Raw genomic sequence first — 20,460 nt, 5'->3', positions numbered from 1 at the left:
GCTGACTATCCGTCGGCGAGTGGGGTACCGTCGTCGTCCGCGCGGTGTGCGTCGCTACACAGAAAGTGGCAGCGCGGCCTGGACGGTCCAGCCCCCTCCGGGGCGTGGACCGCTCGCGAACGTGCCACCGCACGCGTGCACGCGAGCCGCCATCGAGTCGATCCCGTGGCCGCCGCTCGGCAGCTCGTGATGGCCCCCGCCGTCGTCGACGACCGCGAGCTCGAGGCGGTCCGCACGCGCCTTCACCCGCACGCGGACCGTCGCTCCCGCCGCATGCTTGGCGGCGTTGGTGAGCGCCTCGGCGACGACGCACACGACCGTGTGCCGGACCGCCGGCGCGAGCTCGCGCTCCGGCGGCTCCAGGTCGAGCTCGACCCGCTGTCCCGTGGCCCGTGCGGTGTCCGTGACGCGCCGGAGCTCGGCGGCGATGTCGGCCTCGTGGCCGAGCACCTGCGCGAGGCGGCGCAGCTCGACGGTGCCCTGGCGGGCCGCGTCCGCCAGCGGCGCGTACGTCGGCTGCAGTCCGCGCTTGAGCCGCGCCTCCCCCACACCCGCCTGGATCGCGACCGCGGTCAGCGCGTGGCCGACCATGTCGTGCAGCTCGCGCGCGAGCCGCACCCGCTCGCGCCGGACGGCACGCGCCCGCAGCGCGTCGAGCGCGCTCGCCACCTCGGTGAGCGTCATCCCGACCGCGCGCTGCTCGGACGCGAGGTCGTGCAACAGCGCGCCCGCGATCCAGTGGCCGAGGTACAGCAGCGCCGCCGAGAAGTACGACACCGCCTCCCAGTCCCCCGCCGCGTCGAGCCAGAACGCGGCGAGCATCGCGCCCCCGACGATCATCCCGCCCAGCGCCCCGCGCCGTGACCAGTGCGCGCCCAGCACGACGAGCATGAGCGAGGCGGCGAAGTCCGGCGTGGTGACCAGCAGCGCGATCGCGCCGGAGGCGAAGCACACGATCGCCACGCCGGCAAAGACGAGGGACGCGACGAGCGGCGCGCGCGGGACCAGCAGCGGGATCGCGGCCAGCAGCAGCGGCCAGGGCGTCGCGCCGTCGACGACCGCCAGCTCGACGAGTCCGGCCACGGCGAGCAGCGCGCACGCGACCACGAGCGGCGAGGCCGAGCGCAACCGCACAGCTCTGCGGTCGGCGGCGCCCGCGTGGACCCGGCGCAGCCTGGTGTCGTCGACCGCGGCGGGCACGAGCGGCGGCGGGCCGTCGAGCGAGCGGACCGTCTCCTGCATCTCGGCCAGCGCGTCGGCGGCCTGCGCGCGGACGGCGGCCAGCCGCGCGGCGGCCTCGGGCTCCGGCGCGTGCGCGGCGCGCTCCACCAGCTCCGGAAGCGCCGCGATCACGGGCTCGACCCGCTGCTCGATCAGGCTCCACATCCGCAGCTGCTCCGCCGTGCCGGCGTCGCTCGGACCCGCGTCCAGCGCCGCCACGAGCGCGTCACGCTCGGCCACCAGGCGCACCAGCCGCCGGTGCCGCTCGCGGACCATCGCGCCGGTGGCGACGGCCGCCGCGATCAGACCGCAGTTGACCACGATTAGGACGACCTCGGCGCTCGGCAGCGTCGCGCGCCACGTCATGTGCACGGCGAGCAGCAGGACGACGACGGGCAGGCGGCGGACGGGGGCGAGCGCGGCGGCCGCGAAGCCGGCGAACGGCGTCAACAGCGCCAGCGACACGCTCACCCACTCGTTGATCCGCAGCTCCTTGACCAGCATCAGCTCGAGCAGGATCAGCGCCAGGACCGCGATCGGCGCCCGTGGCAGCGCCGCGAACGTCGCCAGCACGACCACGTGCACGGCGATCACCGCCGGCGCCGGGGACGTCTGCGGCATCAGCGTCAGCTCGATCAAGCTGAACGCGAACAGCACCGCCGCGACGCGCGTGATCGGGAGCTTGACCATGCCTCAGGCGGTGAGCGGCAGCCGCGCCTGGACCGTCCAGCCGCCCTCCGGCCGCGGGCCGCTCACGAACGTGCCGCCGCATTCGCGCACGCGATCCGCCATCGACTCCGTCCCGCGCCCGCCGCTGGGCAGCGCCTGGCAGTCGCCACCGTCGTCGACCACGGCCAGCTCGAGGCGATCGGGGCGGGCGTCGAGGCGCACGCGGACGGTCGCGCCGGCGGCGTGCTTGGCGGCGTTGGTGAGCGCCTCACTGGCGACGGCCACGAGCGTGTGCCGCACGTGCGGGTCCAGCTCGGCGGGCGGCTCCTCCAGCTCGAGCTGGACCCGCTGGCCGGTCGCGCGCGCCGTGTCAGTGATCCGCGCCAGCTCGGCCGTGATGTCGGTGTCATCGCCGAGCACGTTCGCCAGCCGCCGCAGCTCGGCGCTGCCCTGGCGCGCGGCCGCCGCCAGCGGCTCGAACTCCGGCGCGAGCCCTTTCCGGAGCCGCGCCTGCGCCACCCCGGCCTGGATCGCTACGGCGGTCAGCGCGTGGCCCACGAGGTCGTGCAGCTCGCGCGCGAGGCGGACCCGCTCGGCCCGGGCCGCACGCGCCTCCAGCTGCGCGAGCGCGTCCGCGATCTCGGCGAGGCCGCTCTCGACCTGCTGCTGCTCGGTCGCGACCTCACGCAGCCGCAGCCCGAAGAACCAGTGTCCGACATACACGAACGCCGTCCCGATGAACGCCAGCGTAGCCCAGTCGAACGTGGGATCCAGGCCCTGCGCGACGAGCAGCCCGGTCGTCACGAGCACGAGGCTCAGGACCGCGCGCGGGAGGCTGGCGGTGGTCGCGGCGACGACGGCGGTGATGATCGCCGAGTAGTCCGCCGCGCGCGCGGCGACCGGGATCTCGCCCGCCAGCGAGCACACGATCGCCGTCACGCCGACCAGCACGGACGTCGTGATCAGCGCCCGCGGCGCCAGCAACGGCAGCAGCGCCAGGATGGGTGCGAAGTAGCTCACCTGCCCGCCGACGAACATCTCGATCACCGCCTCGATCACCAGCAGCCCGCACACGACGGGCAGCGGCGAGATCGAGCGCGTGCGCCCCACGTCGGGCGGTGCGGGCCGCGTGGCCGTGGGCGGCGCGGAGTCGCCGAGCGCGTGGATCGTGGCCTGCATCTCGGCCAGCGCGTCGGCCGCGCGGGCGCGGACGGCGTGCAGCGCGTCCGCGGGATCGCGTGCGGCGCGGGCGGTCTCGACCATGCCGGGCAGCGCGTCGATCGCGGGCTCGATCCGGTGTTCGAGCAGGCTCCAGGTGCGCAGCTGCTCCGCGGTCGCGGCGTCGCCGGGGCCGGTCTCGAGTGCGGCGACTAGGCGGTCGCGCTCGCGCCGGATCGCGCCCAGGCGCTCGTGGCGCCGCTGCAGGAACACGCCGACCCCGATCCCGGCCAGCATCAGCAGCACGTCGCTGTACATGGCCACGAACGGCGCGATGCCGAGCTTCACGCGCCACGCGGTCTGGACGACGACGTGCAGCACCAGCCAGCCGGCCTGGCGGGTCGGCACCAGTGACGCGGCGGAGAACGTCGCGACGAAGAACAGCATCGACCCGCCGGTCATGCCGATCCGGTCCAGGATGAGCCCGCGCGCGACCAGCACCTCGGCCAGCAGCACCCACGCCACCAGGACCGGCGCCCGGGGGAGCGTGAGCAGCGTGCCGAAGAGCACGACATGCACCGCGATCACCTCCCACACGGGGTCGGTGATCGGCCGCAGCCACAGCTCGAGGACGCTGAGCGCGAACAGGGCAGCCGCGGCCACGGGGATCGGAAGCTTCAGCGGAGCGGCCACGAGGCGCGAGTGTGGCATCCGAAAGAGGGCCTGACATCCACCTTTTGGTGTGGGTGGACAACGGTTGTGTGCTCTAGCGTCGGGACCCGTGACGCGCCTTCCCTCCGGTCCGCGACTCTCACTGGCGGCTGACCTCAACGACCTGATCGCCCACCGCATCGCTGCCATACAGATCCAGGCCGCCGTGGCCGAGCGGATGCTCGACGACGCCGCGAGCTCCGGCGTGGCGCGCGCGATCCAGGCCGTCCGCGGGCTCACCGCCGAGGCGATGGACGAGCTGCGCCGGCTCGCGCGGCTGCTCGACGACGGCACGCCGCTCGCGCTCGCTCCCGCGCCGAGCGACGTCCCCGGGGTGGTGACGCCGCTGCCCGGCGGCGTCGCCCTGTGCGCGTACCGCTGCGTCGAGCTGCTCGCCGGGTCCGAGCTCACGTTCACGGTCGACGAGGCCTGGCTCGAGATCCGCTGCCGGGGCGAGGTCGACGCGCGCGACGAGGCCGCGCTGCGCGCGTTCGTGCGGCCGTGCGCGGGGAGCGTCCGACGCCGCGGCGCCGACGGATGGGCGATCAAGCTGCCCCTCGAAGCGTGATCAAGGTCCTGATCGCCGATGACCAGGCCCTCCTGCGCGGCGGCCTGCGGGCCATCCTCGAGGCCGAGGACGACATCGAGGTCGTGGCCGAGGCGTCCGACGGCGTCGAGGCCGTCGACGAGACCCTGCGCACCCATCCGGACGTGGTGTTGATGGACATCCGCATGCCGCGGCTGGACGGGCTGGAGGCGACCAAGCGGCTGCTGGCGTCCGGCACGCGCGCCCGCATCCTCGTGATCACCACCTTCGACCGCGACGAGTACGTCTACCGCGCGTTGCGCGCCGGGGCCGCGGGCTTCTTGCTCAAGTCGACGAGCGGCGAGCGCCTGGCCGAGGCGGTGCGCACCGTGGCCGGCGGCGAGTCGCTGCTCGATCCGGCGATCACGACGCGGCTGGTCGAGCACTTCCTCGCGCGGCCGGACTTCGACCCGGAGGTGCGCGGCCGCCTGGACGGGCTGACGCCGCGTGAGCGCGAGATCCTCGGGCTGCTCGCCCGCGGGATGTCGAACGCCGAGATGGGGCGCGAGCTGTTCTTGAGCGAGACGACGGTCAAGTCGCACGTCACCCGCATGCTGTCCAAGCTCGGCGTCGCCTCCCGCGTGCAGGCCGTCGTGATGGCCTACGAGACCGGGCTGGTGCGGCCGGGTAGTGGGCGGAGCTGACTCCGCACTTCTGAGCCGTTTACCGGATCAAGCGACGGGTAGCCAATCCGGCGTCCCTATCACGGCTTCTCCGGAGGAACTTCCATGCGGTTGTCGTTGGTTGTCGGTCTTGCCCTTGCCTTCCTGTTCGCTCCCGCCGCCGCGCAGGCGAGCGACGCGTCGTTCAAGTCCACGGTCAAGCGCGAGGCGAAGCGGCTCAGCAAGGCCGAGGATCGCTACGAGAAGAACGTCGCGGACGACCTCGAGACCGAAGCGCAGCTGCAGGACGCCAAGACCGAGACGGAGAAGCTGATCCCCGCCGTCCAGCGCTTCCACGACAAGATCGACGCCGAGACGCCCGAGTCGCAGCAGATGAAGACCGCGCAGAAGAAGCTGGTCGACGCAAGCGAGACCTACATCAACGGCCTCAACAAGCTCGCCGACGCGATCGGCGACAAGAGCAAGTCGAAGATCAAGTCCGCGGCCAAGACGCTCGCGAGCGCGGTCAAGAAGTTCCGCTCCGCCGCGAAGACCCTCTCCTAGTAGCTCGTCGGCCCGAAGTCGGGCGGCGCCTCGCTGACGACGGCCTGCACGTCGGCGGCGACGTCGCCCGGCAGCCGGTCCAGGCGCAGCTCCGCGCCGGTGCCCTCGTTGCCGGCGAAGTCGGGGAACCGCTCCTCCAGCAGCTCGCGCGGAGCCTCGACGGAGAACGAGATGCCCACGAGCGGGCCGGCCGTGAAGCCGGCCTGCTCGAACCACAGGCGAATGCGCTCGCCCGTCTCGGTGTCGGCGCGCAGGACGACGAGGACGGCGGCGACGCTCATGCCGTCGCCGCGAGCTCGTCCGCGGCGCTCGGCGCCCACGCGCGCGCGGGGACGGTCACGGCCAGGCTGAGGAAGCGGTCGCCGTCTCGCACCATCGAGCCTTCGCCGACGCTGCGGCGCAGGAACGTCTCGACCGCGTCGGCGCCGACGCTCTCGGCCCACGGCTCGCGCAGCAGCCCGGCGCGCGAGCGGACGCGGTCGCACGCGTCGTAGGCGCACGCCTCCCAGCCAGTGAGCTCGGTCGCGTGGCGCGCGCCGGACGGATGCTCCGCGACGACCGTCGTGGTGCCGTCTCCGCCGGGGACGCGCCAGAGCGCGCCGCGCCGGGGCTCGCGCTGCCAGCGGTCGACCGCGGCCATCACGGCGCGTGCGTAGGCGTCCGGGCGGCGCCCGTCCGCGTGGTCGTAGTCGAAGTAGTAGGCGATCCGCATCAGCGCCTCGTCCGGGAACGGATACAGGAACCGGTACGGGACCAGCGGCCGGACGTTCTGCAGGTCGAACGCGGCGGGGTCGTCGTGGTAGGGCGCAAAGCGGTCCAGGCGCACGGGTCCGTACGCGCTCGGCGGGTCCAGGAACCGGATGCGCTCCATCAGCTCCAGCATGGCGGCGTAGTCGGCGGCGGTCTCCCCGGGGAACCCGTAGAGGACGTTCCACTCGGCGCGGATGCCGTGCTCACGGCACCACTTGAGCAGCTGCACGTTCTGCAGCGCGGTGGTGCCTTTGCGCATCAGCTTGAGCACGTGGTCGTTGAGGCTCTCGATGCCGGGTTGGATGCGCCGGACGCCCGCGGCCGCCAGCAGCGCGAGCTGCTCGTTGGAGAGGTTCGCCTTGACCTCGTAGAAGAGCGAGAGCCCGGGGTGCTCGAGCGCCAGCCGCGGCAGGAGCGTCTTGAAGTACTCCATGTCGAGGATGTTGTCGACGACATTGAACTGCGTCGTCCCGTAGCGCTCGCCGAGGTGCAGGATCTCCGCCAGCGCGCGGTCCGCCGACTTGGAGCGGAACGCCATCGAGTTGCCGTTCAGGCCGCAGAACGTGCAGTGCGAGCGGGCGCCCCACCAGCACCCGCGGCCCGTCTCGAGCAGCAGCGTCGGCGTCAGCCCGGCGGCGCTCGGGCTGGCCTGCTGGTCGCGCAGGAACGGGTCATAGTCGGGGTACGGCAGCGCGTCGAGGTCGTGTAGCAGCGGCGCGGGCGCGGTGGCGGTCGACGTTCCGCCGGCGCGGTGGACGATCCCGCGCACGTGGCCGAGGTCGCCGTGAAGCGCGGCGAGCACGGCCGGGAACGAGCGGTCGGCCTCGCCGGAGCACACGAGGTCGACGAAGCGGAAGCGGCGGTGCAGCTCGCGGCCCATCTCCGCTTCCCAGTTCGCGCCGCCGAACGCGATCGTCAGGTGCGGGTGGTGCTGCTTGACCCGCCGCGCCAGCGCGAGCGAGGCGATGTTCTGCTCGAACGTGGACGTGAAGCCGACGACGTCGTAGGCGTCCCAGTCGACCGTCTGCACGCAGTGGGTCAGGTACGGCTCGCAGTAGGCCCGCAGGCGCAGCAGGCGGCGGACCGCCGTTTCGTCGAGCCCCCACTCGCGCGTGAGGACGCGCTCGACGTACGCCGCGTCCGCCGCTGGCCGCGGGCCATACAGGGCGGCCGTGAACAGCCAGTCGCCGGCGAACGCCGTATACGGCAGCTCGCTCGAGACCCACTGGTACTCGCGCAGGCCGATCAGGTCCGCGAACGGGAACGCGAGATAGCGGGTCTCGCACGGGATGCCCGCCGCCTCCAGCTCGGCCTGCAGCAGGCCGAGCCCGAGCGACGGGCGCTCCAGCGCCGCGAACGGCGCGCTGACCAACAGCACCCGCGGTGGCGCGGGGTCACTCGCCGAAGTCGATCTCATCGTTGACGAGCAGCTCCTCGATCGCGTCCGCGTCCTCGGCCGACAGGCCCTGATGGCCCGCGGGCCCGATAGGGCCCGGGTTGATCGGGCCGGGCCCCGGGCCGATGGGCTGCGGGCCGATCGGGCCCGGGCCGATCGGCTGCGGCCCGATCGGGCCTGGGTTGATCGGCTGCGGGCCGATGGGCTGGGGCCCCACGATCGGCCCCGGCGTGATCGGAACCGGCCCGATCGCCCGCAGGCACCGCACCCGCGCCATCAGCACCGCGCGGTGGGCGTCGACGAGCCCCGCGCCCGTCGCCAGGTCGTACCCGGCTCCGGCGGGATGGTTGAAGTTGGGGTGGTTGCGGCCGGCGGTGACGTCGCGCGCCGTGCGCCGGATCACGTCCTTGACCTCGGCGGGCGTGAGCCGCCCGCAGGCCTCCCGGATGAGTGCGCAGACGCCGGCGATCTGCGGCGCCGCGGCCGAGGTCCCGCTGAACGCCGCCCAGCCGTCGTTGTTGGTCGTCTCGTCGCCGTTCGGGTGCGTGCCGCCGGAGCCGTCGACGTCGATGGCGTCGCCGCCCTCGACCGGCAGCATGATGTACTTCGCGCCCGGCCGCATGCCGACCAGCCCGGACGCGTCCGGCACGCCGCGCCCCGGATAGATGTTGCTCTGGAAGCCGCTGGCGTAGTCCGACGCGCGCGTCGAGCCGTCTGCCTGCAGGAACACGCCGCCCGCCGAGATCACGTCCGGATGTTGGCCCGGGAAGCCCCAGTGCCCGTTTCCGGCGCTGAAGACGACGATGATCCCGCCCGCGACCGCCGCCGAGATGGCCGCCGCCAGCGCCTGGTTGGCCGCGCTGAGCGGCCCGTTCGGCTGACTCGAGCCCCACGAGCACGAGATGATGTGCGGCGCGAGGTTCACCGCCGCGTTGAACGCGCCGACGGAGTTGACGAAGTTGATCTTCACCATCGTGAAGTCGATGTCCGGCGCGACCGCGAACGCGTTGGCGGACTCGCCGGTGCCGTGCCCGCTCTCGTCGGCCGCGGGGTTGACCGCCGCTGGCCCGAGCACCACGGGCGAGGACCGGTACCCGCGCTGGGTGAAGTACGGGTGCGCGAACCAGCCCGAGTCGACCATCACCAGCTTCACGTTGCGCCCCGTCACCCCCGCCCGGTGCGCGCGGTCGGCGTTCACGCCGAGCGACACGTCCCCCGGCACCCGCAGATGCCAGTACGACTTCAGCGGCGCGAACGCGTTCTGCATCGGGTACATCGGCTCTTCGATCGCCACCCCTTCGAGCACGTCTGCGAACCGGCTCGAGGCCACGTCGATGAGCCCGGACTGCGCCGTCTCCGGGCAGTCGATGTACGTCGCGGTGTCCTGGTTCTGGCCCGGCTTGAGGACCTCCCGCTCCTCCGTGACGAGCGTCGTCCCGAACGCCTCCTCGTACGTCTCCCGCGGCGCGGCGATGTTGATCGTCGTCGGCGCCACCTGCAGCACCCGGAACCCCGCCTCCTGCAGCCGCGTCACCGCCGCCTGCAGCACGCGGGCGTCGGACACGTACGCGCCGACGTTGGCCGCCGTGACGGTGGACCCCGCGTCGAACAGCGAGCCGCCGCCGATCGAGCGCGGCGACGCCTGCGCGTAGATCAAATCCGGGAACGCCGAGGCCTTCGTACTCGCGCTGCGCTTGCTCGCGCGAGGCTTCTTGGGCGGCATGAGACCTCCATCGGATCGTGAGGACGAACCACCAGCGCCGCGGTTCTATCCAGGAGATCCTTACCCGTGGAGAATCCTTGCGATGGGGCGGCGATCACGCATTCCGCCCCAGCAGACGACGTTCCGGTTTGTCTGCACGCTGACATTTCAGCCCTGGCCACCGCCAGCCGCCCTCAGGCGTTGCTGAGCTCGCGCTCGGCGCTCTGCACGACGCCCGCGCGGTTCTTGTGGGCGCGCTCGTACGCGCGGACCTGCTCGGCGACGTCGTCGTCGCCGTCGGCCAGCCGCGACTGGATGTCGGCGACGTTGAGCTCGTCGTAGCCGGGCCACGGCTCGTTGCCGCGCAGCGTGTCGATGCGGTTGAGCACCGTGCTGCGGCTGCGCTCGCGCCGCTCATACGAGTCGACCTTCGCGAGGTCGATCTGGGACAGCTCGGGCAGGCGGCTGGTGATCTCGTCGGCGGTGAGCGAGTCATAGCGCGCGATCGGCAGGTTGTCCTCGCCCGCGACGGCGCCCTTGACCTGTCCCTCAGCCTGCACGACGCCCGGGACCTTGCGGGCCTGGCGTGTGGTGCGCTTGGTGGCGGCCGCGGCCTTGCGCGCCGTAGCCTTGGTCTGCTCGCCGGCCTCGCGGACGGCGTCGGCGGCGCCGGTCTCGGTCACGTCGTAGGACGGCTTGCCCTTGACCTCGGCGCCGAAGACCGCGGCGGTCAGCTTCGGGAGCTCGCGCTCGATGCGCTCCAGCATGCGCTTCTCGTCGGCACGGATCGACGCCGCGAGCTTGGCGGTCCGCGTGTCGCCGGCCGCGTTCGCGAGGTGCTCGAGCACCGTGTAGGTGGCGATCTCCATCGCCTCCGACGTGTAGGCGTCCTTGGCGTTCTTGAGGACCTTCTCCTCGCCGCCGGAGCCGCGCACGAGATCGAACGGCGTCTTGCCCAGCGCGAGCACCTGGCCGGCGACGGAGCCGACGGCGCCGAAGACGGCCATCACCGGGTTCGAGCCCTGGTCGAGCTCGCCCAGGCGACCGGCGACGCGCTCAGCATGCTCGCGCGTCTCACGCAGATGCGTCTCGAGCGCGCTGCGGTAGGCGCCGCGCGGCGTCATCGCGATCTGCGACTGCAGGACGCGGACGAGCGCCTGCTCGGTCGCGTGCGCCTCGTTGAGGTACTGCACGATCTTCTGCTCTTGCTTGCTCTGTCCGGACTGACCCATGGGGAGTCTCCAATCTCATTGCGAGCTTTGAGACTGCCCTTCGGGCGCGTCATCCAAACGCACGTTCGACTCGTGTGCGGGGTCACACACTCGAACGTCCGTTCGCGGAATATGGCCCGGGCTTCGGCCGCGGACGCCCGCCGGGGAAGGCGAGGCGCAGGATCGTGCGCTGGACATGCCCAGCTGCTTGAGGAACGGACCGGAGTTGTACGGAAGCCGGTAGCGCTCGCAGATGTCCTTGACCTTGGGCGCGATCTCGGAGTAGCGCGTGCTGGGCATGTCGGGGAACAGGTGATGCTCGACCTGGTAGCCGAGGTTCCCGCTCATCACGTGAAACAGCGGACTGCCCTCGATGTTGGCGGCGCCGAGCAGCTGGCGCACGTAGAAGCGGCCGCGGTTCTCGTCGGCGACCTCGGCTTCGCTGAACGTGTAGGTCTGGTCGGGGAAGTGGCCGCAGAAGATGATCGAGTGCGCCCACACGTTGCGCAGCACGTTCGCGGTGAAGTTCGCCGCGAGCGTGCTCTTGAACCCCTTGCGGCCCGCCAGCAGCGGATACGCGACGTAGTCCTTGGCGATCTGGTTCGCCGCCTTGCGGGCCATCCCGAGCAGCTCGGTCTTGAGCTCGGCGACCGGCTTCTCCCCGCTGCGGATCGCGTCGAGGTCGAGGTCGTGGAACGCGACCCCCACTCGAAGAACGCCATCAGCCCGACGTTGTAGACCGGCTGCAGCAGGTAGACCGGGCGCCACGGCTGGTGCGGGTCGATCCGCATGATCTTGTAGCCGAGGTCCTTGTCCTTGTCCCGGATGTTCGTGTACGTGTGATGGACGTAGTTGTGCGAGTGCTTCCACGCCGCGGGCGTCGACGCGGAATCCCAGTCCCAGGAGGAGGAGTGGATGTACGGGTCGTGCATCCAGTCCCACTGGCCGTGCATCACGTTGTGGCCGATCTCCATGTTCTCGAGGACCTTGGCCACCGAGAGCGTCGCCGTGCCCAGGATCCACGCGGGCTTGTAGCGCGCGCCGAACAGGAGCACGCGACCGAGGACGGCCAGCTCGCGGTGGACTCGGATCAGGCGCGTGATATAGCGCCGGTCGCGTTCGCCGAGCTCGGCGAAGACCTCGTCGTGGATCGCGTCGAATTCGCGCGCGAGCTCGTCGATCTCCTCGTCGGTCAGTTGCGCCAGCGGGCTTTCGATCATCGTTGACACGTCAGGTTCCTTCGGGTTTCAGAGCGCGATCTCGATCGGCCCTTCGGGGGCGTTGATGCAGGTGCGGACGATCTCTCCACGCTGGCCGGAGACCTTGCCGGTGCGCAGGTCGCGCACACGGCCGGAGCCAAGGCGGCCGACACACGTGCGGCAGATGCCCATGCGGCAGCCGTACGCGAGGTCCAGCCCCGCGCGCTCGCCGGCCACGAGGATCGGGATGGTCCCGTCGGACTGCGCGTGCGTCGCGCTGGCGGTGAACGCGATCGGGCCGCCGCTGCCGCCGGCGCCATGGCCGTCGATCACGGGCTGGAAGCGCTCCATCCGCAGCCGCGGTGCGACGCCGGCGCGCGACCAATGTTCGGTCAGCGCGTCCAGCATCGCCCCCGGCCCGCTCGCGAAGGTCTCGCGGCCGCGCCAGTCCGGGCAGAGGCGCTCGAGGTCGCTCGCGGCCAGGCGCCCGGCCGCGCCGGTGAGCTGAAGATGCAGCCGGTACCCGGGGTGGCGGGCCGCGAGTGCGTGAAGCTGGGTCCCGAACACGACGTCCTGCGCCGTCCGCGCGGAGTGCACGTGCGCGGCGTCGGCCAGCCGGTCGCGACGGTCGAGGTCGCGCAGCATGCTCATGATCGGCGTGATCCCGCTGCCGGCGCTGATGAACAGCAGCGCGCGCGGAATCGGGTCGAGCAGGGTGAACTCGCCCTCGACGCCGCCCAGCCGCACGATCGTCCCGGGCCGCGCCTGGCGCACGAGGTACGGCGACACCTTCCCGGTGCCCAGCAGCTTGGGCGTGATCGAGATGCACCCGTCCGGGCGGCCCGGGTCCGACGTCAGCGAGTACGCCCGCCAGTGGTGGATGCCGTCGACCACCACGCCCACGCGCAGGAACTGGCCGGGCAGATGGCCCGGCCACACCCAGCCGGGCCGGATCACGACCGTGACCGAGTCCGGGGTCTCGGGCTCGATCGCCTCGATCCGCCCGCGCACTCGCGGGTCGTCCACAGCGGATTGATCAGCTCCGGGTAGTCGTCGCCCGCAGCGGCGTGAACAGCACGCGCGCGGCGCGCAGCAGGCCGCGGTGGGCCGGCGCGACCTGGGGTTGTGCGCCGCGTTCAGCCACGGACACCCGCGCGATCGGCCATCAGTTCCTCAGCCGGTGCGGGGCGTGATCCCACAACCGTGGGCGGAACGTCGAGGATGCGAACACAGGGGCCACCTCCGAACCGCTCGTAGAGCCGAAAGTTCGGAAGTCAGCAAGTGGTGCCGAGCGCCTCGACCCCGCCGACATGCCCTCCAGTCGAGGAGTCTACCCCGATGAATGTCCGTCGAGCCAGAACAACTCGACTGCGAGATCAGGGCCGACGTGGTGGTTGGAGATGAAGGTCACGACAGCGCGTCCGGTGAGTTGCTCGACCGCCTCCACGAACTTGTGCCGCATCGCGTCCTGAAACTGGCCGCGGGCGTCGTGGACGCTGCCTGTCCGGCCGATCTCGATCAACGTCTTCTCGACGTCGGTGTAGATGCCGCCGAGCACGCAGGCCAGCAGGTCGTCCCCGAGCATCTGAGTCTTCGCCGTCGCCGGCGCGCGGTTGTAATAGCGCAGATGCAGCGCCACCATCGCGTCGGTCACAGCATCCAGGAGCGCTTGGCCGGCGAGCGGATCGGGAGGATCAGCCGGGGACAAGTGCGCCCGCGCAGGTTAGGCATCGCTCGTGGTGCTCGAGCAACCTCGCCGGGGCCGCCGCTTGCCAGACCACGCCGCATTCGCCTTGGCAGGCGACGGGCGCGCCGGTCTCCGGCGTGGTGTCCGCCTCGGCTAGCCGCTGGTTGATCGCCATCCCGGCTTGCGCCTCATACCAGCCGTTGAGCCGGTCGCGCTCGTCCAGGAACAGATCCACCCAGGTCTGGGCCCGCAGGCGCTGCCGGACGTCCTCCGGCGCCCACGCGCGATGCACCTGTCCATCGGCCGCGTGCAGCCAGACGACGCGTCCGTCGACTGACATCACGCGCCCGGGAACGACCCGCGCGTTGACCGCATTGGCCGGCGGGCCCGCATCCGAGCCGGTGGGTGCGTCCGGGTCCGCCGTCAGAAGCTCGACGCCGGCAAGCCGAAGTGGGGCATCGAGGTGCGGGGGCGCCGCGATCACGAGCAGTCGGGAGCCGTCTTGGCGCGCGCGAGCCGAACGGGAGATGATGGCATCCAGCCCTGCGGCGTCGGCCGCCGAGACGTCCTGCAGCTCCAGCAGCACCAGGCGCGCGTGCTCGAGCGCGTCGTCGAGCGCGTCGGCGAGCTCGAGGGCGGCGTCCGCGTTCAGGCGGCCGGAGGCCCGGGCCGCGGCGGCCTGCTCGCTCACGAGCGACCAGCTGCAGCTGAAGCGTGGCGCGTCACCACGGGACGAAGGGCTGTCGGCAGACATCAAGGGCTCCGGATCGCTTTTGCTCCTCGAAGTCCGAGTTGAGCTGCCACATCCGTGACCTCTCGAACAGCCCTCACCCGTAAACGATACCGGGAGATACGCTTGTGCTCACGTGACCGAGGACGCCCACAGCCTGCACGCGACGCACGGCGAGGTATTGACCGCGATCTCAGACGGCATGGTGGCGCTCCTGAAGGAGTTCTACGGCCGCGGTCCGACGCAGGCCAAGACCTACTACCAGGACGATCTCGTCGTCTGCCTGCTGCGCGGCGGCTTCACGCGCGTGGAGCAGACGCTGCTCGACGGCGGGCGCGGGCACGCGGTGATCGCGCAGCGGATGGAGTTCCAAGAGGTCATGCGCGAGCGCTTCGTGGCCGTCATCGAGCACGCGACCGGCCGGCCTGTGGTGGGCTTCATGAGCGGCAACCAGCAGGACCCGGACATGATCTGCGAGGTCTTCGTCCTGAGTCCCAGCGACCTCGTCGACTCCCACGAGGCGCGCCCCGGTTCCGTCAAGCCCGGCTGACGGGCGTTTGATAGCGGCACGGTGCCGGGTAGTGCCTCTGGGTCGAGGGCAGTGAGGCCGAGGCTCGCAACGCGAGCGGCGGTCTGTTGACTTCGTCGGACCGACGGTGCCGCATGCTCCGTCACGCGTCCGCGAGTTGCGCTCTCGCCCCAGGCTCGAGCCCGTCCGCGGTCCCGTGACGACTGCGGTCGCTCGTTCCCACCTGAGACCTATTCCCGTGATCGCAGCGGCCAGGCCTACCGGCGTCCGTGCGGCACGACAACAAGGAGGCCGACATGGCCGCAGCACCCGCGTCCGAGCGCACCCGCGCCCGCAACGAGCACACTGAAGTCCGGCGCAGCACCGAGACCAAGGCCGCCTTCAAGACCACCGAGCTGATCGCGTACGTCGCGGCGGTCGTCGCCGTGCTCATCGCCGCGATGATTGTGGATGAGAGCGACGCCGGCGGCTTCGGCGCCCAGCAGGCGTGGCTGTACGTGACCCTGCTGACCGTGGGCTACATGATCAGCCGCGGGCTGGCGAAGTCCGGCAGCCGCGACCCGTACACCGAGAGCCGCGACTAGCCGTCGCCACGCCGCACGACGCGACCCGCGGGCCGCGTCGTGCGCGGGCCCTCGGACGCAGCCATGGCGACCTCGTCCTCCACCGCCGAAGAGCTGATCCCGCGTATGCGCGGCCGCCTGCACGTCTACGCGTTCTGGTGCGCCCTGATCGCGGCGGGTGTCCTCATGGCGCTGGCACCTTCCGGCGCCGCCCGCACGGCGTGCGCGGTCTACGGCACGGCGCTGTGCGCGCTGTTCGCCGTCAGCGCCCTCTACCACCGCTGGCGCTGGGACCCCCGCTGGCGGCCCATCCTGCGGCGGCTGGACCACAGCACGATCCACGTCTTCATCGCCGCGTCCACCACTCCGCTGGCCGTGCTCGTCCTCGACGGCCGCCTGCAGACGTTCGTGCTCGCCTGCGCGTGGACCGGCGCGCTGGGCGGCATCGCCCTCAGCCTGGCGTGGATCGACGCGCCGCGCGCGCTCGTCGCCGCCAGCTACGTGCTCGTCGGCTGGGCCGCGCTCGCCGCCATTCCGCGCCTGCCCGAGCAGCTGCCGACCGTCCCGCTGCTGCTGCTAGCCGCGGGCGCCGCGCTCTACATCGTCGGCGCCGCCGTCTACGCCGTGAGGCGCCCGGATCCGTGGCCGGCGGTGTTCGGCTTCCACGAGGTCTTCCACGGGCTGGTCGTCGTCGCCGCGGCGAGCCACTTCGCGGCCTTCGCGGGCTGGATCGTGCCCGGCGGCCCCGCGACCTAGCCCCGTCTTGAACCACGGCGACGAAATCAGGCGCGGCGGTACATGACCGCCGACGGCCACGTCGAGGGCGAGCGACGCGCACCGCTCATCCGCCCGCCGGCGTTGCACACGGGCGAGGGCCGGACCGCGAGCCGGCTGGAGCTCTTCTTCGACCTGGCCTACGTGCTCGTGGTCGCCGAGCTGGCGACGGCGTTCGTCGACGATCTCACCTGGCACGGCACGGGCGTCTTCGCCGGCCTGTTCGCGACCATCTGGTTCTCCTGGGTCGGGTTCACGCTCTACGCGAACCGCTTCGACACCGACGACGTCGTCTTTCGCGTCATCAAGCTGGTCGCGACGCTCGCGATCGCCGGCTGCGCCGCCAGCGCCACCGAGGCCACCGGGTCGCTGGGCTGGGCCTTCGCGGCGAGCTTCCTCGTGGCCCGGATCATGCTCGTGCTGCTCTACCTCAGAGCCTGGCGTCACGTGCAACCCGCGCGTGGCACGATCGGCGTCTACCTCGCGGCCGCCACGCTCAGCGCGGCGCTGTGGGCGGTCTCGATCGCCCTCACCGGCACGGGCCGCTATGTGCTGTGGGGTGTCGCCGTGCTCCTCGACGTCGCCGCGCCGCTGCTCGCGACCCGGCACGCCAACGACGTCCCGCTTCACCTCGAGCATCTCCCGGAGCGCTTCGGCCTGCTCGTGATCCTCGTCCTGGGCGAAGCGGTCGGCGCGACCGTCACCGGCGTGCACGACGCGAAGTGGGCCGGCGCCGCGGTCGGCGTCGCCGTGCTCGGGTTCGCGCTCACGGCCGCGCTGTGGTGGAACTACTTCGACGTCGGCGCCGCCAGCAGCGCGGAGGACCTGCAGGAGCGCGAAGCGCACCCGTCGTCGGCGGACCACGAGGGTGAACGCCACGACCTGTTCATCTACGGCCATCTCCCCCTGACGCTGGGGATCGCCATCGCGGGCATCGGGCTGGAGGATCTGGTGCTGCATCCCGATGCGCCGCTGCCGTCCGCGGGCGGATGGGCGCTGGGCGCCGGCGTCGCACTGTTCTTCGCGGGTGCCGCGATCATCGTCGCGGGCGCCGATCACCGCTGGCGGACGGCGTTCCCGTGGCCGGCGGCCGCGATCCCGATCGTGGTGGTTCCGGCTTTGATCCCCGGGCTCTCCGCGACCGTCGCGGCCGCCGCCGTCGCCATCATCGCGCTCACGGCGGCGGTGGTCGGAACCCGCGCGCGACGCCGCTGAGCGGCTAGTACCACTTGCCCTTCGCGAAGCCGCCGAAGGCGACGAGGCCGATGAGCGCAATGATCAGCCCGATCAGCACGCTCCACACGATCGCCACGACGATGCCGACGATCACCAGGATGCCCCCGAGGCCGATGCCGCCCATGTTGCCGCCTGCGCCTTGCCGTGCCATGTGTCCTCCTAGGGACGTTGTGGCTAGGCTCTACCCACGGCGCGTCGCTTCCAGCTCACCCCGGGCTGGTCGGTGCGAGCACGACGGTCGTCGCGTCGTCCTGGAACCCGTCCTCGGAGCTCGCGGTGAGCGCGTCCTCGAGCGCTCGGACCGTCTCGGGAGCCGTGGCGGCCGGCGTCCGGCGCGCGAGCGCACGGATCCCCTCGATGCCGAACACGCCGCCGTCGCGCGTGCGGCGAGCGAGCACGCCGTCGGAGACGAGCACCAGTCGCTGGCCCGGCAGCAGCCGGTGGCGGGTGGCCTCGAGGTCGCGGTCGGCCGCTCCGCGCCCGAGGCTGTCGTAGTCCGGGCAGGCCAGCTCGGTGACGGCACCGTGCTCGTCGATCAGCAGCGGCCGCGGGTCGCCGCACGTGATCCAGGTGAACGTGTTGGACGGTCCATGCCAGCGGGCGATCGTCGCGTCCACGCACGCGCCGTCGACCGCCACCTCCGCGATCGCGTGCCGCATCGCGCGCAGCACGGCCCCCAGCTCGCCCGTCACCTTGCGCTTGGCCCGGAACGCGCCGAGGACGACGGCCGCGAGCGCGGCCGCGGTGGTGCCGTGGCCCGCGCTGTCGGCGACGCCGAGCCACACCCCGTCACGGTTCTCGGCGTAGTCGAACCAGTCGCCGCCGGTCGCGTACCCCGGGATCACGTTGCCGGCGACGATCGCCCCGGTGAGGCGTGCGATCCGCGGCGGGAGCAGGTGCTGCTGGATCTCCGCGGCGGGCGTGGTCTCGCGGCGCCGGCGCGCGCTGTCGAAGACGTCGGTGTACGCGTCCGCGACGGCCAGCGCGACGGCCGCGTGGCGGGCGAGAGCGGCGAGCGCCGGCTCCGGGGCGTCGACGGCCAGTAGGACGCCGAGCGTCCGGCCGCGCAGTGAGAGCGGGGCCAGGACGCTGCCCGCCAGCTCGCGCTCGACCTGCGCGCGCAGGGCCGGCAGCGCGTCGCGAGGCAGCTCCGGCCCGACCGCCAACGGCACGTCGAGCGTGGCGGGGAACTCCTCTGAGCCGGCCAGGCGCACCAGGTGGGCGCCCTCGATGTCGATCAGGTACAGCGCGGCCGACGTGACGCCGGCCAGGCGCCGGGCCTCGGAGACGACCTGGTCGCCCAGTAACTGCGGCGGCACCTTGTTGAGCACGTCGGTGACGTCGAGCGGCGGGAGCTCCTCGGCGTCCACGCTGGGCGGCTGCGCGTCCGCGCGCCGGCGGGCCGCCTCGACGAGCCCGGCCCGTGAGCCGAAGTGGCGGTAGACGGTGGCGCGCGAGACCTGCGCCGCGGCGGCGATCTCCTCGAGGCTGGCTTCGGGCACGGTCCGCAGCAGCGCGCTGGCGCTGCGCAGGACGCGCTCAGCGTTCTGGGCGGCGTCGGAGCGCATGGGGTGGTCGTCTCCCCGAACCGGAACACTCAAACGCGACTTGTGTCTCAGTTGAGTCGTTTTGTGTCAGAAATGACGCGAAGTTCGTTTCACTTGCGGAGCCTGAGGACAATCTCTTAGGGCGACGCGGACCACTGCGACGCTTCGCTTCGGTCTTCGTCTGAGAGAAGGGACTTCCATGTCGAGCTCCCCCGCCGCCGTCAAGGCCGGCGACGCGCCGTCCGACGGCCAAAGCGAGACGCCCACACGCAGCGACGTCCTTCAGCGTCAGCGCGACGAGTTCGGTGGCTTCTCCTGGGGCGCGGACGCCTTCGGCTGGCTGGTCGCCGTCGGCATCGCCACGTTGCTGACCGCGCTGCTGGCCGCCACCGGCGCGGCCGTCGGCCCCACGCAGGCCGACACCGCCGATGCGACCGACAACGCGACCACGATCGGGATCGCCGGCGGCGTCGCGCTGCTGGTCATCTTGCTCATCGCGTACTACTGCGGCGGCTACGTCGCGGGCCGCATGGCGCGCTTCAACGGCCCGCGCCAGGGCATCGGCGTGTGGCTGATCGGCTTGATCGTGACGATCGCGCTCGCCGCCGCCGGCGCGCTGCTGGGCGCCGAGTACAACGTGCTCTCCCAGCTCAACCTGCCGCGCATCCCGGTCGACGAAGGCTCGCTGACCACCGGCGGGCTGATCGCCCTCGCCGCCGTCGTGATCGGCACGCTGGTCGCCGCGCTCGCGGGCGGCAAGGCCGGTACCCACTTCCATCGCAAGGTCGACAAGGTCGGCCAGGCGTGACTTTCAATCAGAAGGAGGCCACCATGGCCACTACCCCGAGCGACGTTCTCAGCTGGCGCGGACAGACCCTGATCGACGCCCACGACGAGAAGATCGGCAAGATCGAGGAGATCTACCTCGACGCCGACACCAACGAGCCCGAGTGGGCCCTCGTGACGACCGGGATGTTCGGCAACAAGCAGTCGTTCGTCCCGATCCAGGGAGCGACCGATGGCGCCGACGGAAACGGCATTCGCGTGCCGTTCGAGAAGGCGACCGTCAAGGACGCCCCGAAGATCGAGCCCGACGGTGCGCTGTCCCCGCAGGAGGAGGACGCCCTCTACCGCCACTACGGGCGCGACGAGGCCGGCTCCTCACGTCAGGGCCAGCCCCTGGCCACCGGTGAGCGCGGCGGTCCCGGCCAGGACACCAGCGGCCCGAACACCGACGACGCCATGACGCGGTCCGAAGAGGAGCTGCGTGTCGGCACGACCGAGCGCGAAGCCGGCCGCGTGCGCCTGAAGAAGTACATCGTCGAGGACCAGGTCACCGAGACGGTCCCGGTCCGGCGCGAAGAGGTCCGCGTCGAGCGCGAGCCGATCACCGACGCCAACCGCGGTGACGCGCTCGACGGTCCCGACCTCTCCGAGGAAGAGCACGAGGTCGTCCTGCACGCCGAGGAGGCCGTCGTCGACAAGAAGACCGTTCCCAAGGAGCGCGTCCGCCTCGACAAGGACGTCACGACCACCGAGGAGACCGTCACCGACACGGTGCGCTCCGAGCGCGTCGACGTCGACGACGCCCGCCGATGACATCCCGCCCCGATCCGACCGCGGCC

19 protein-coding genes and 2 pseudogenes are annotated in these 20,460 nt (G+C 72.0%); 9 read left to right on the top strand and 12 right to left on the bottom strand.

Annotated features, from left to right (window positions below):
- Positions 1-54 precede the first annotated feature (54 nt).
- Both OJ962_RS03885 and OJ962_RS03880 read right to left on the bottom strand, forming a co-directional pair.
- Complete coding sequence (locus OJ962_RS03885; protein WP_202952231.1) at positions 55-1,911, bottom strand: sensor histidine kinase; 1,857 nt, start codon at positions 1,909-1,911, stop codon at positions 55-57.
- A 3-nt stretch (positions 1,912-1,914) separates the two neighbouring features.
- A complete protein-coding gene (locus OJ962_RS03880; RefSeq protein WP_202952230.1) occupies positions 1,915-3,741 on the bottom strand; it encodes a sensor histidine kinase in 1,827 nt (608 codons plus the stop codon).
- Positions 3,742-3,829: 88 nt separating this feature from the next.
- Between OJ962_RS03880 and OJ962_RS03875 the strand changes: the two genes are divergently transcribed.
- The 3 genes from OJ962_RS03875 (at position 3,830) to OJ962_RS03865 (ending at position 5,511) form a co-directional block, all read left to right on the top strand.
- Complete coding sequence (locus OJ962_RS03875; RefSeq protein WP_202952229.1) at positions 3,830-4,327, top strand: histidine kinase; 498 nt, start codon at positions 3,830-3,832, stop codon at positions 4,325-4,327.
- Positions 4,324-4,989: a response regulator gene (locus tag OJ962_RS03870; RefSeq protein WP_270006194.1), complete on the top strand. Its 666-nt coding sequence runs from the start codon at positions 4,324-4,326 to the stop codon at positions 4,987-4,989. The genes OJ962_RS03875 and OJ962_RS03870 overlap by 4 nt, the downstream gene beginning before the upstream one ends.
- Positions 4,990-5,079: 90 nt before the next feature.
- Entirely contained in the window at positions 5,080-5,511 is a 432-nt protein-coding gene (locus OJ962_RS03865) for a hypothetical protein (protein WP_270006193.1), read from the top strand.
- Here OJ962_RS03865 and OJ962_RS03860 read toward each other — a convergent pair.
- The 8 genes and pseudogenes from OJ962_RS03860 to OJ962_RS03820 all read right to left on the bottom strand — a co-directional run bounded on the left by OJ962_RS03860 (position 5,508) and on the right by OJ962_RS03820 (position 14,147).
- Positions 5,508-5,792, bottom strand: a complete 285-nt coding sequence (locus tag OJ962_RS03860; RefSeq protein ID WP_270006192.1) for a hypothetical protein — start codon at positions 5,790-5,792, stop codon at positions 5,508-5,510. The genes OJ962_RS03865 and OJ962_RS03860 overlap by 4 nt on opposite strands.
- Positions 5,789-7,639, bottom strand: coding sequence for a RiPP maturation radical SAM C-methyltransferase (locus tag OJ962_RS03855; protein ID WP_270006191.1), 1,851 nt, complete (start codon positions 7,637-7,639; stop codon positions 5,789-5,791). Before OJ962_RS03855 ends, OJ962_RS03860 begins: the two co-directional genes overlap by 4 nt.
- A 16-nt stretch (positions 7,640-7,655) precedes the next feature.
- A complete protein-coding gene (locus OJ962_RS03850) occupies positions 7,656-9,380 on the bottom strand; it encodes a S8 family serine peptidase (protein WP_202952224.1) in 1,725 nt (574 codons plus the stop codon).
- A 173-nt stretch (positions 9,381-9,553) separates the two neighbouring features.
- The gene (locus OJ962_RS03845) at positions 9,554-10,591 is read right to left on the bottom strand and encodes a DUF892 family protein (protein WP_202952223.1); all 1,038 of its coding nucleotides are present in this window, start codon (positions 10,589-10,591) and stop codon (positions 9,554-9,556) included.
- A gap of 82 nt (positions 10,592-10,673) precedes the next feature.
- Positions 10,674-11,790: pseudogene (locus OJ962_RS34300) on the bottom strand (fatty acid desaturase family protein).
- 27 nt (positions 11,791-11,817) lie between these two features.
- Positions 11,818-12,913: pseudogene (locus OJ962_RS03830) on the bottom strand (ferredoxin reductase).
- A gap of 186 nt (positions 12,914-13,099) precedes the next feature.
- On the bottom strand, positions 13,100-13,423 hold the full coding sequence (locus tag OJ962_RS03825) for a Na-translocating system protein MpsC family protein (protein WP_202952218.1): 324 nt from the start codon (positions 13,421-13,423) through the stop codon (positions 13,100-13,102).
- A 40-nt stretch (positions 13,424-13,463) separates the two neighbouring features.
- Entirely contained in the window at positions 13,464-14,147 is a 684-nt protein-coding gene (locus OJ962_RS03820; RefSeq protein WP_270006189.1) for an STAS domain-containing protein, read from the bottom strand.
- Positions 14,148-14,322: 175 nt separating this feature from the next.
- Between OJ962_RS03820 and OJ962_RS03815 the strand changes: the two genes are divergently transcribed.
- The 4 genes from OJ962_RS03815 (at position 14,323) to OJ962_RS03800 (ending at position 17,267) form a co-directional block, all read left to right on the top strand.
- Positions 14,323-14,736, top strand: a complete 414-nt coding sequence (locus tag OJ962_RS03815; protein ID WP_202952216.1) for a Na-translocating system protein MpsC family protein — start codon at positions 14,323-14,325, stop codon at positions 14,734-14,736.
- A 275-nt stretch (positions 14,737-15,011) separates the two neighbouring features.
- Complete coding sequence (locus OJ962_RS03810) at positions 15,012-15,299, top strand: hypothetical protein (protein WP_270006188.1); 288 nt, start codon at positions 15,012-15,014, stop codon at positions 15,297-15,299.
- A gap of 63 nt (positions 15,300-15,362) precedes the next feature.
- Positions 15,363-16,034: a PAQR family membrane homeostasis protein TrhA gene (gene trhA / locus OJ962_RS03805; RefSeq protein WP_202952214.1), complete on the top strand. Its 672-nt coding sequence runs from the start codon at positions 15,363-15,365 to the stop codon at positions 16,032-16,034.
- A 42-nt stretch (positions 16,035-16,076) separates the two neighbouring features.
- A complete protein-coding gene (locus OJ962_RS03800) occupies positions 16,077-17,267 on the top strand; it encodes a low temperature requirement protein A (protein ID WP_202952213.1) in 1,191 nt (396 codons plus the stop codon).
- A gap of 4 nt (positions 17,268-17,271) precedes the next feature.
- Here OJ962_RS03800 and OJ962_RS03795 read toward each other — a convergent pair whose 3' ends face one another.
- Both OJ962_RS03795 and OJ962_RS03790 read right to left on the bottom strand, forming a co-directional pair.
- Complete coding sequence (locus tag OJ962_RS03795) at positions 17,272-17,439, bottom strand: hypothetical protein (protein WP_202952212.1); 168 nt, start codon at positions 17,437-17,439, stop codon at positions 17,272-17,274.
- A 55-nt stretch (positions 17,440-17,494) separates the two neighbouring features.
- Positions 17,495-18,856 (bottom strand): PP2C family protein-serine/threonine phosphatase, encoded by a 1,362-nt coding sequence (locus tag OJ962_RS03790; RefSeq protein WP_202952211.1) that lies wholly within the window; start codon positions 18,854-18,856, stop codon positions 17,495-17,497.
- 178 nt (positions 18,857-19,034) lie between these two features.
- On the opposite strand from OJ962_RS03790, the gene OJ962_RS03785 reads away from it, so the two are divergent.
- Together OJ962_RS03785 and OJ962_RS03780 are read left to right on the top strand one after the other, a co-directional pair.
- Positions 19,035-19,643, top strand: a complete 609-nt coding sequence (locus tag OJ962_RS03785) for a hypothetical protein (protein ID WP_202952210.1) — start codon at positions 19,035-19,037, stop codon at positions 19,641-19,643.
- A 23-nt stretch (positions 19,644-19,666) separates the two neighbouring features.
- Positions 19,667-20,434 (top strand): DUF2382 domain-containing protein, encoded by a 768-nt coding sequence (locus tag OJ962_RS03780; RefSeq protein ID WP_202952209.1) that lies wholly within the window; start codon positions 19,667-19,669, stop codon positions 20,432-20,434.
- Positions 20,435-20,460: the final 26 nt, after the last annotated feature.

Source organism: Solirubrobacter deserti (genome assembly GCF_027587175.1).
GTDB lineage: Bacteria > Actinomycetota > Thermoleophilia > Solirubrobacterales > Solirubrobacteraceae > Solirubrobacter > Solirubrobacter deserti.
The sequence above is the reverse complement of the archived record's forward strand: the minus strand, read 5'-3'. Positions and strand labels throughout refer to the sequence as shown.

Excerpts from the sequence above, each read along its gene's own strand:
- OJ962_RS03885 (WP_202952231.1), bottom strand. The coding sequence starts at position 1,911 with ATGGTCAAGCTCCCGATCACGCGCGTCGCGGCGGTGCTGTTCGCGTTC.
- OJ962_RS03860 (WP_270006192.1), bottom strand. The coding sequence starts at position 5,792 with ATGAGCGTCGCCGCCGTCCTCGTCGTCCTGCGCGCCGACACCGAGACG.
- OJ962_RS03850 (WP_202952224.1), bottom strand. The coding sequence starts at position 9,380 with ATGCCGCCCAAGAAGCCTCGCGCGAGCAAGCGCAGCGCGAGTACGAAG.
- OJ962_RS03845 (WP_202952223.1), bottom strand. The coding sequence starts at position 10,591 with ATGGGTCAGTCCGGACAGAGCAAGCAAGAGCAGAAGATCGTGCAGTAC.
- OJ962_RS03810 (WP_270006188.1), top strand. The coding sequence starts at position 15,012 with ATGGCCGCAGCACCCGCGTCCGAGCGCACCCGCGCCCGCAACGAGCAC.
- trhA (WP_202952214.1), top strand. The coding sequence starts at position 15,363 with ATGGCGACCTCGTCCTCCACCGCCGAAGAGCTGATCCCGCGTATGCGC.
- OJ962_RS03800 (WP_202952213.1), top strand. The coding sequence starts at position 16,077 with ATGACCGCCGACGGCCACGTCGAGGGCGAGCGACGCGCACCGCTCATC.
- OJ962_RS03795 (WP_202952212.1), bottom strand. The coding sequence starts at position 17,439 with ATGGCACGGCAAGGCGCAGGCGGCAACATGGGCGGCATCGGCCTCGGG.
- OJ962_RS03790 (WP_202952211.1), bottom strand. The coding sequence starts at position 18,856 with ATGCGCTCCGACGCCGCCCAGAACGCTGAGCGCGTCCTGCGCAGCGCC.
- OJ962_RS03785 (WP_202952210.1), top strand. The coding sequence starts at position 19,035 with ATGTCGAGCTCCCCCGCCGCCGTCAAGGCCGGCGACGCGCCGTCCGAC.
- OJ962_RS03780 (WP_202952209.1), top strand. The coding sequence starts at position 19,667 with ATGGCCACTACCCCGAGCGACGTTCTCAGCTGGCGCGGACAGACCCTG.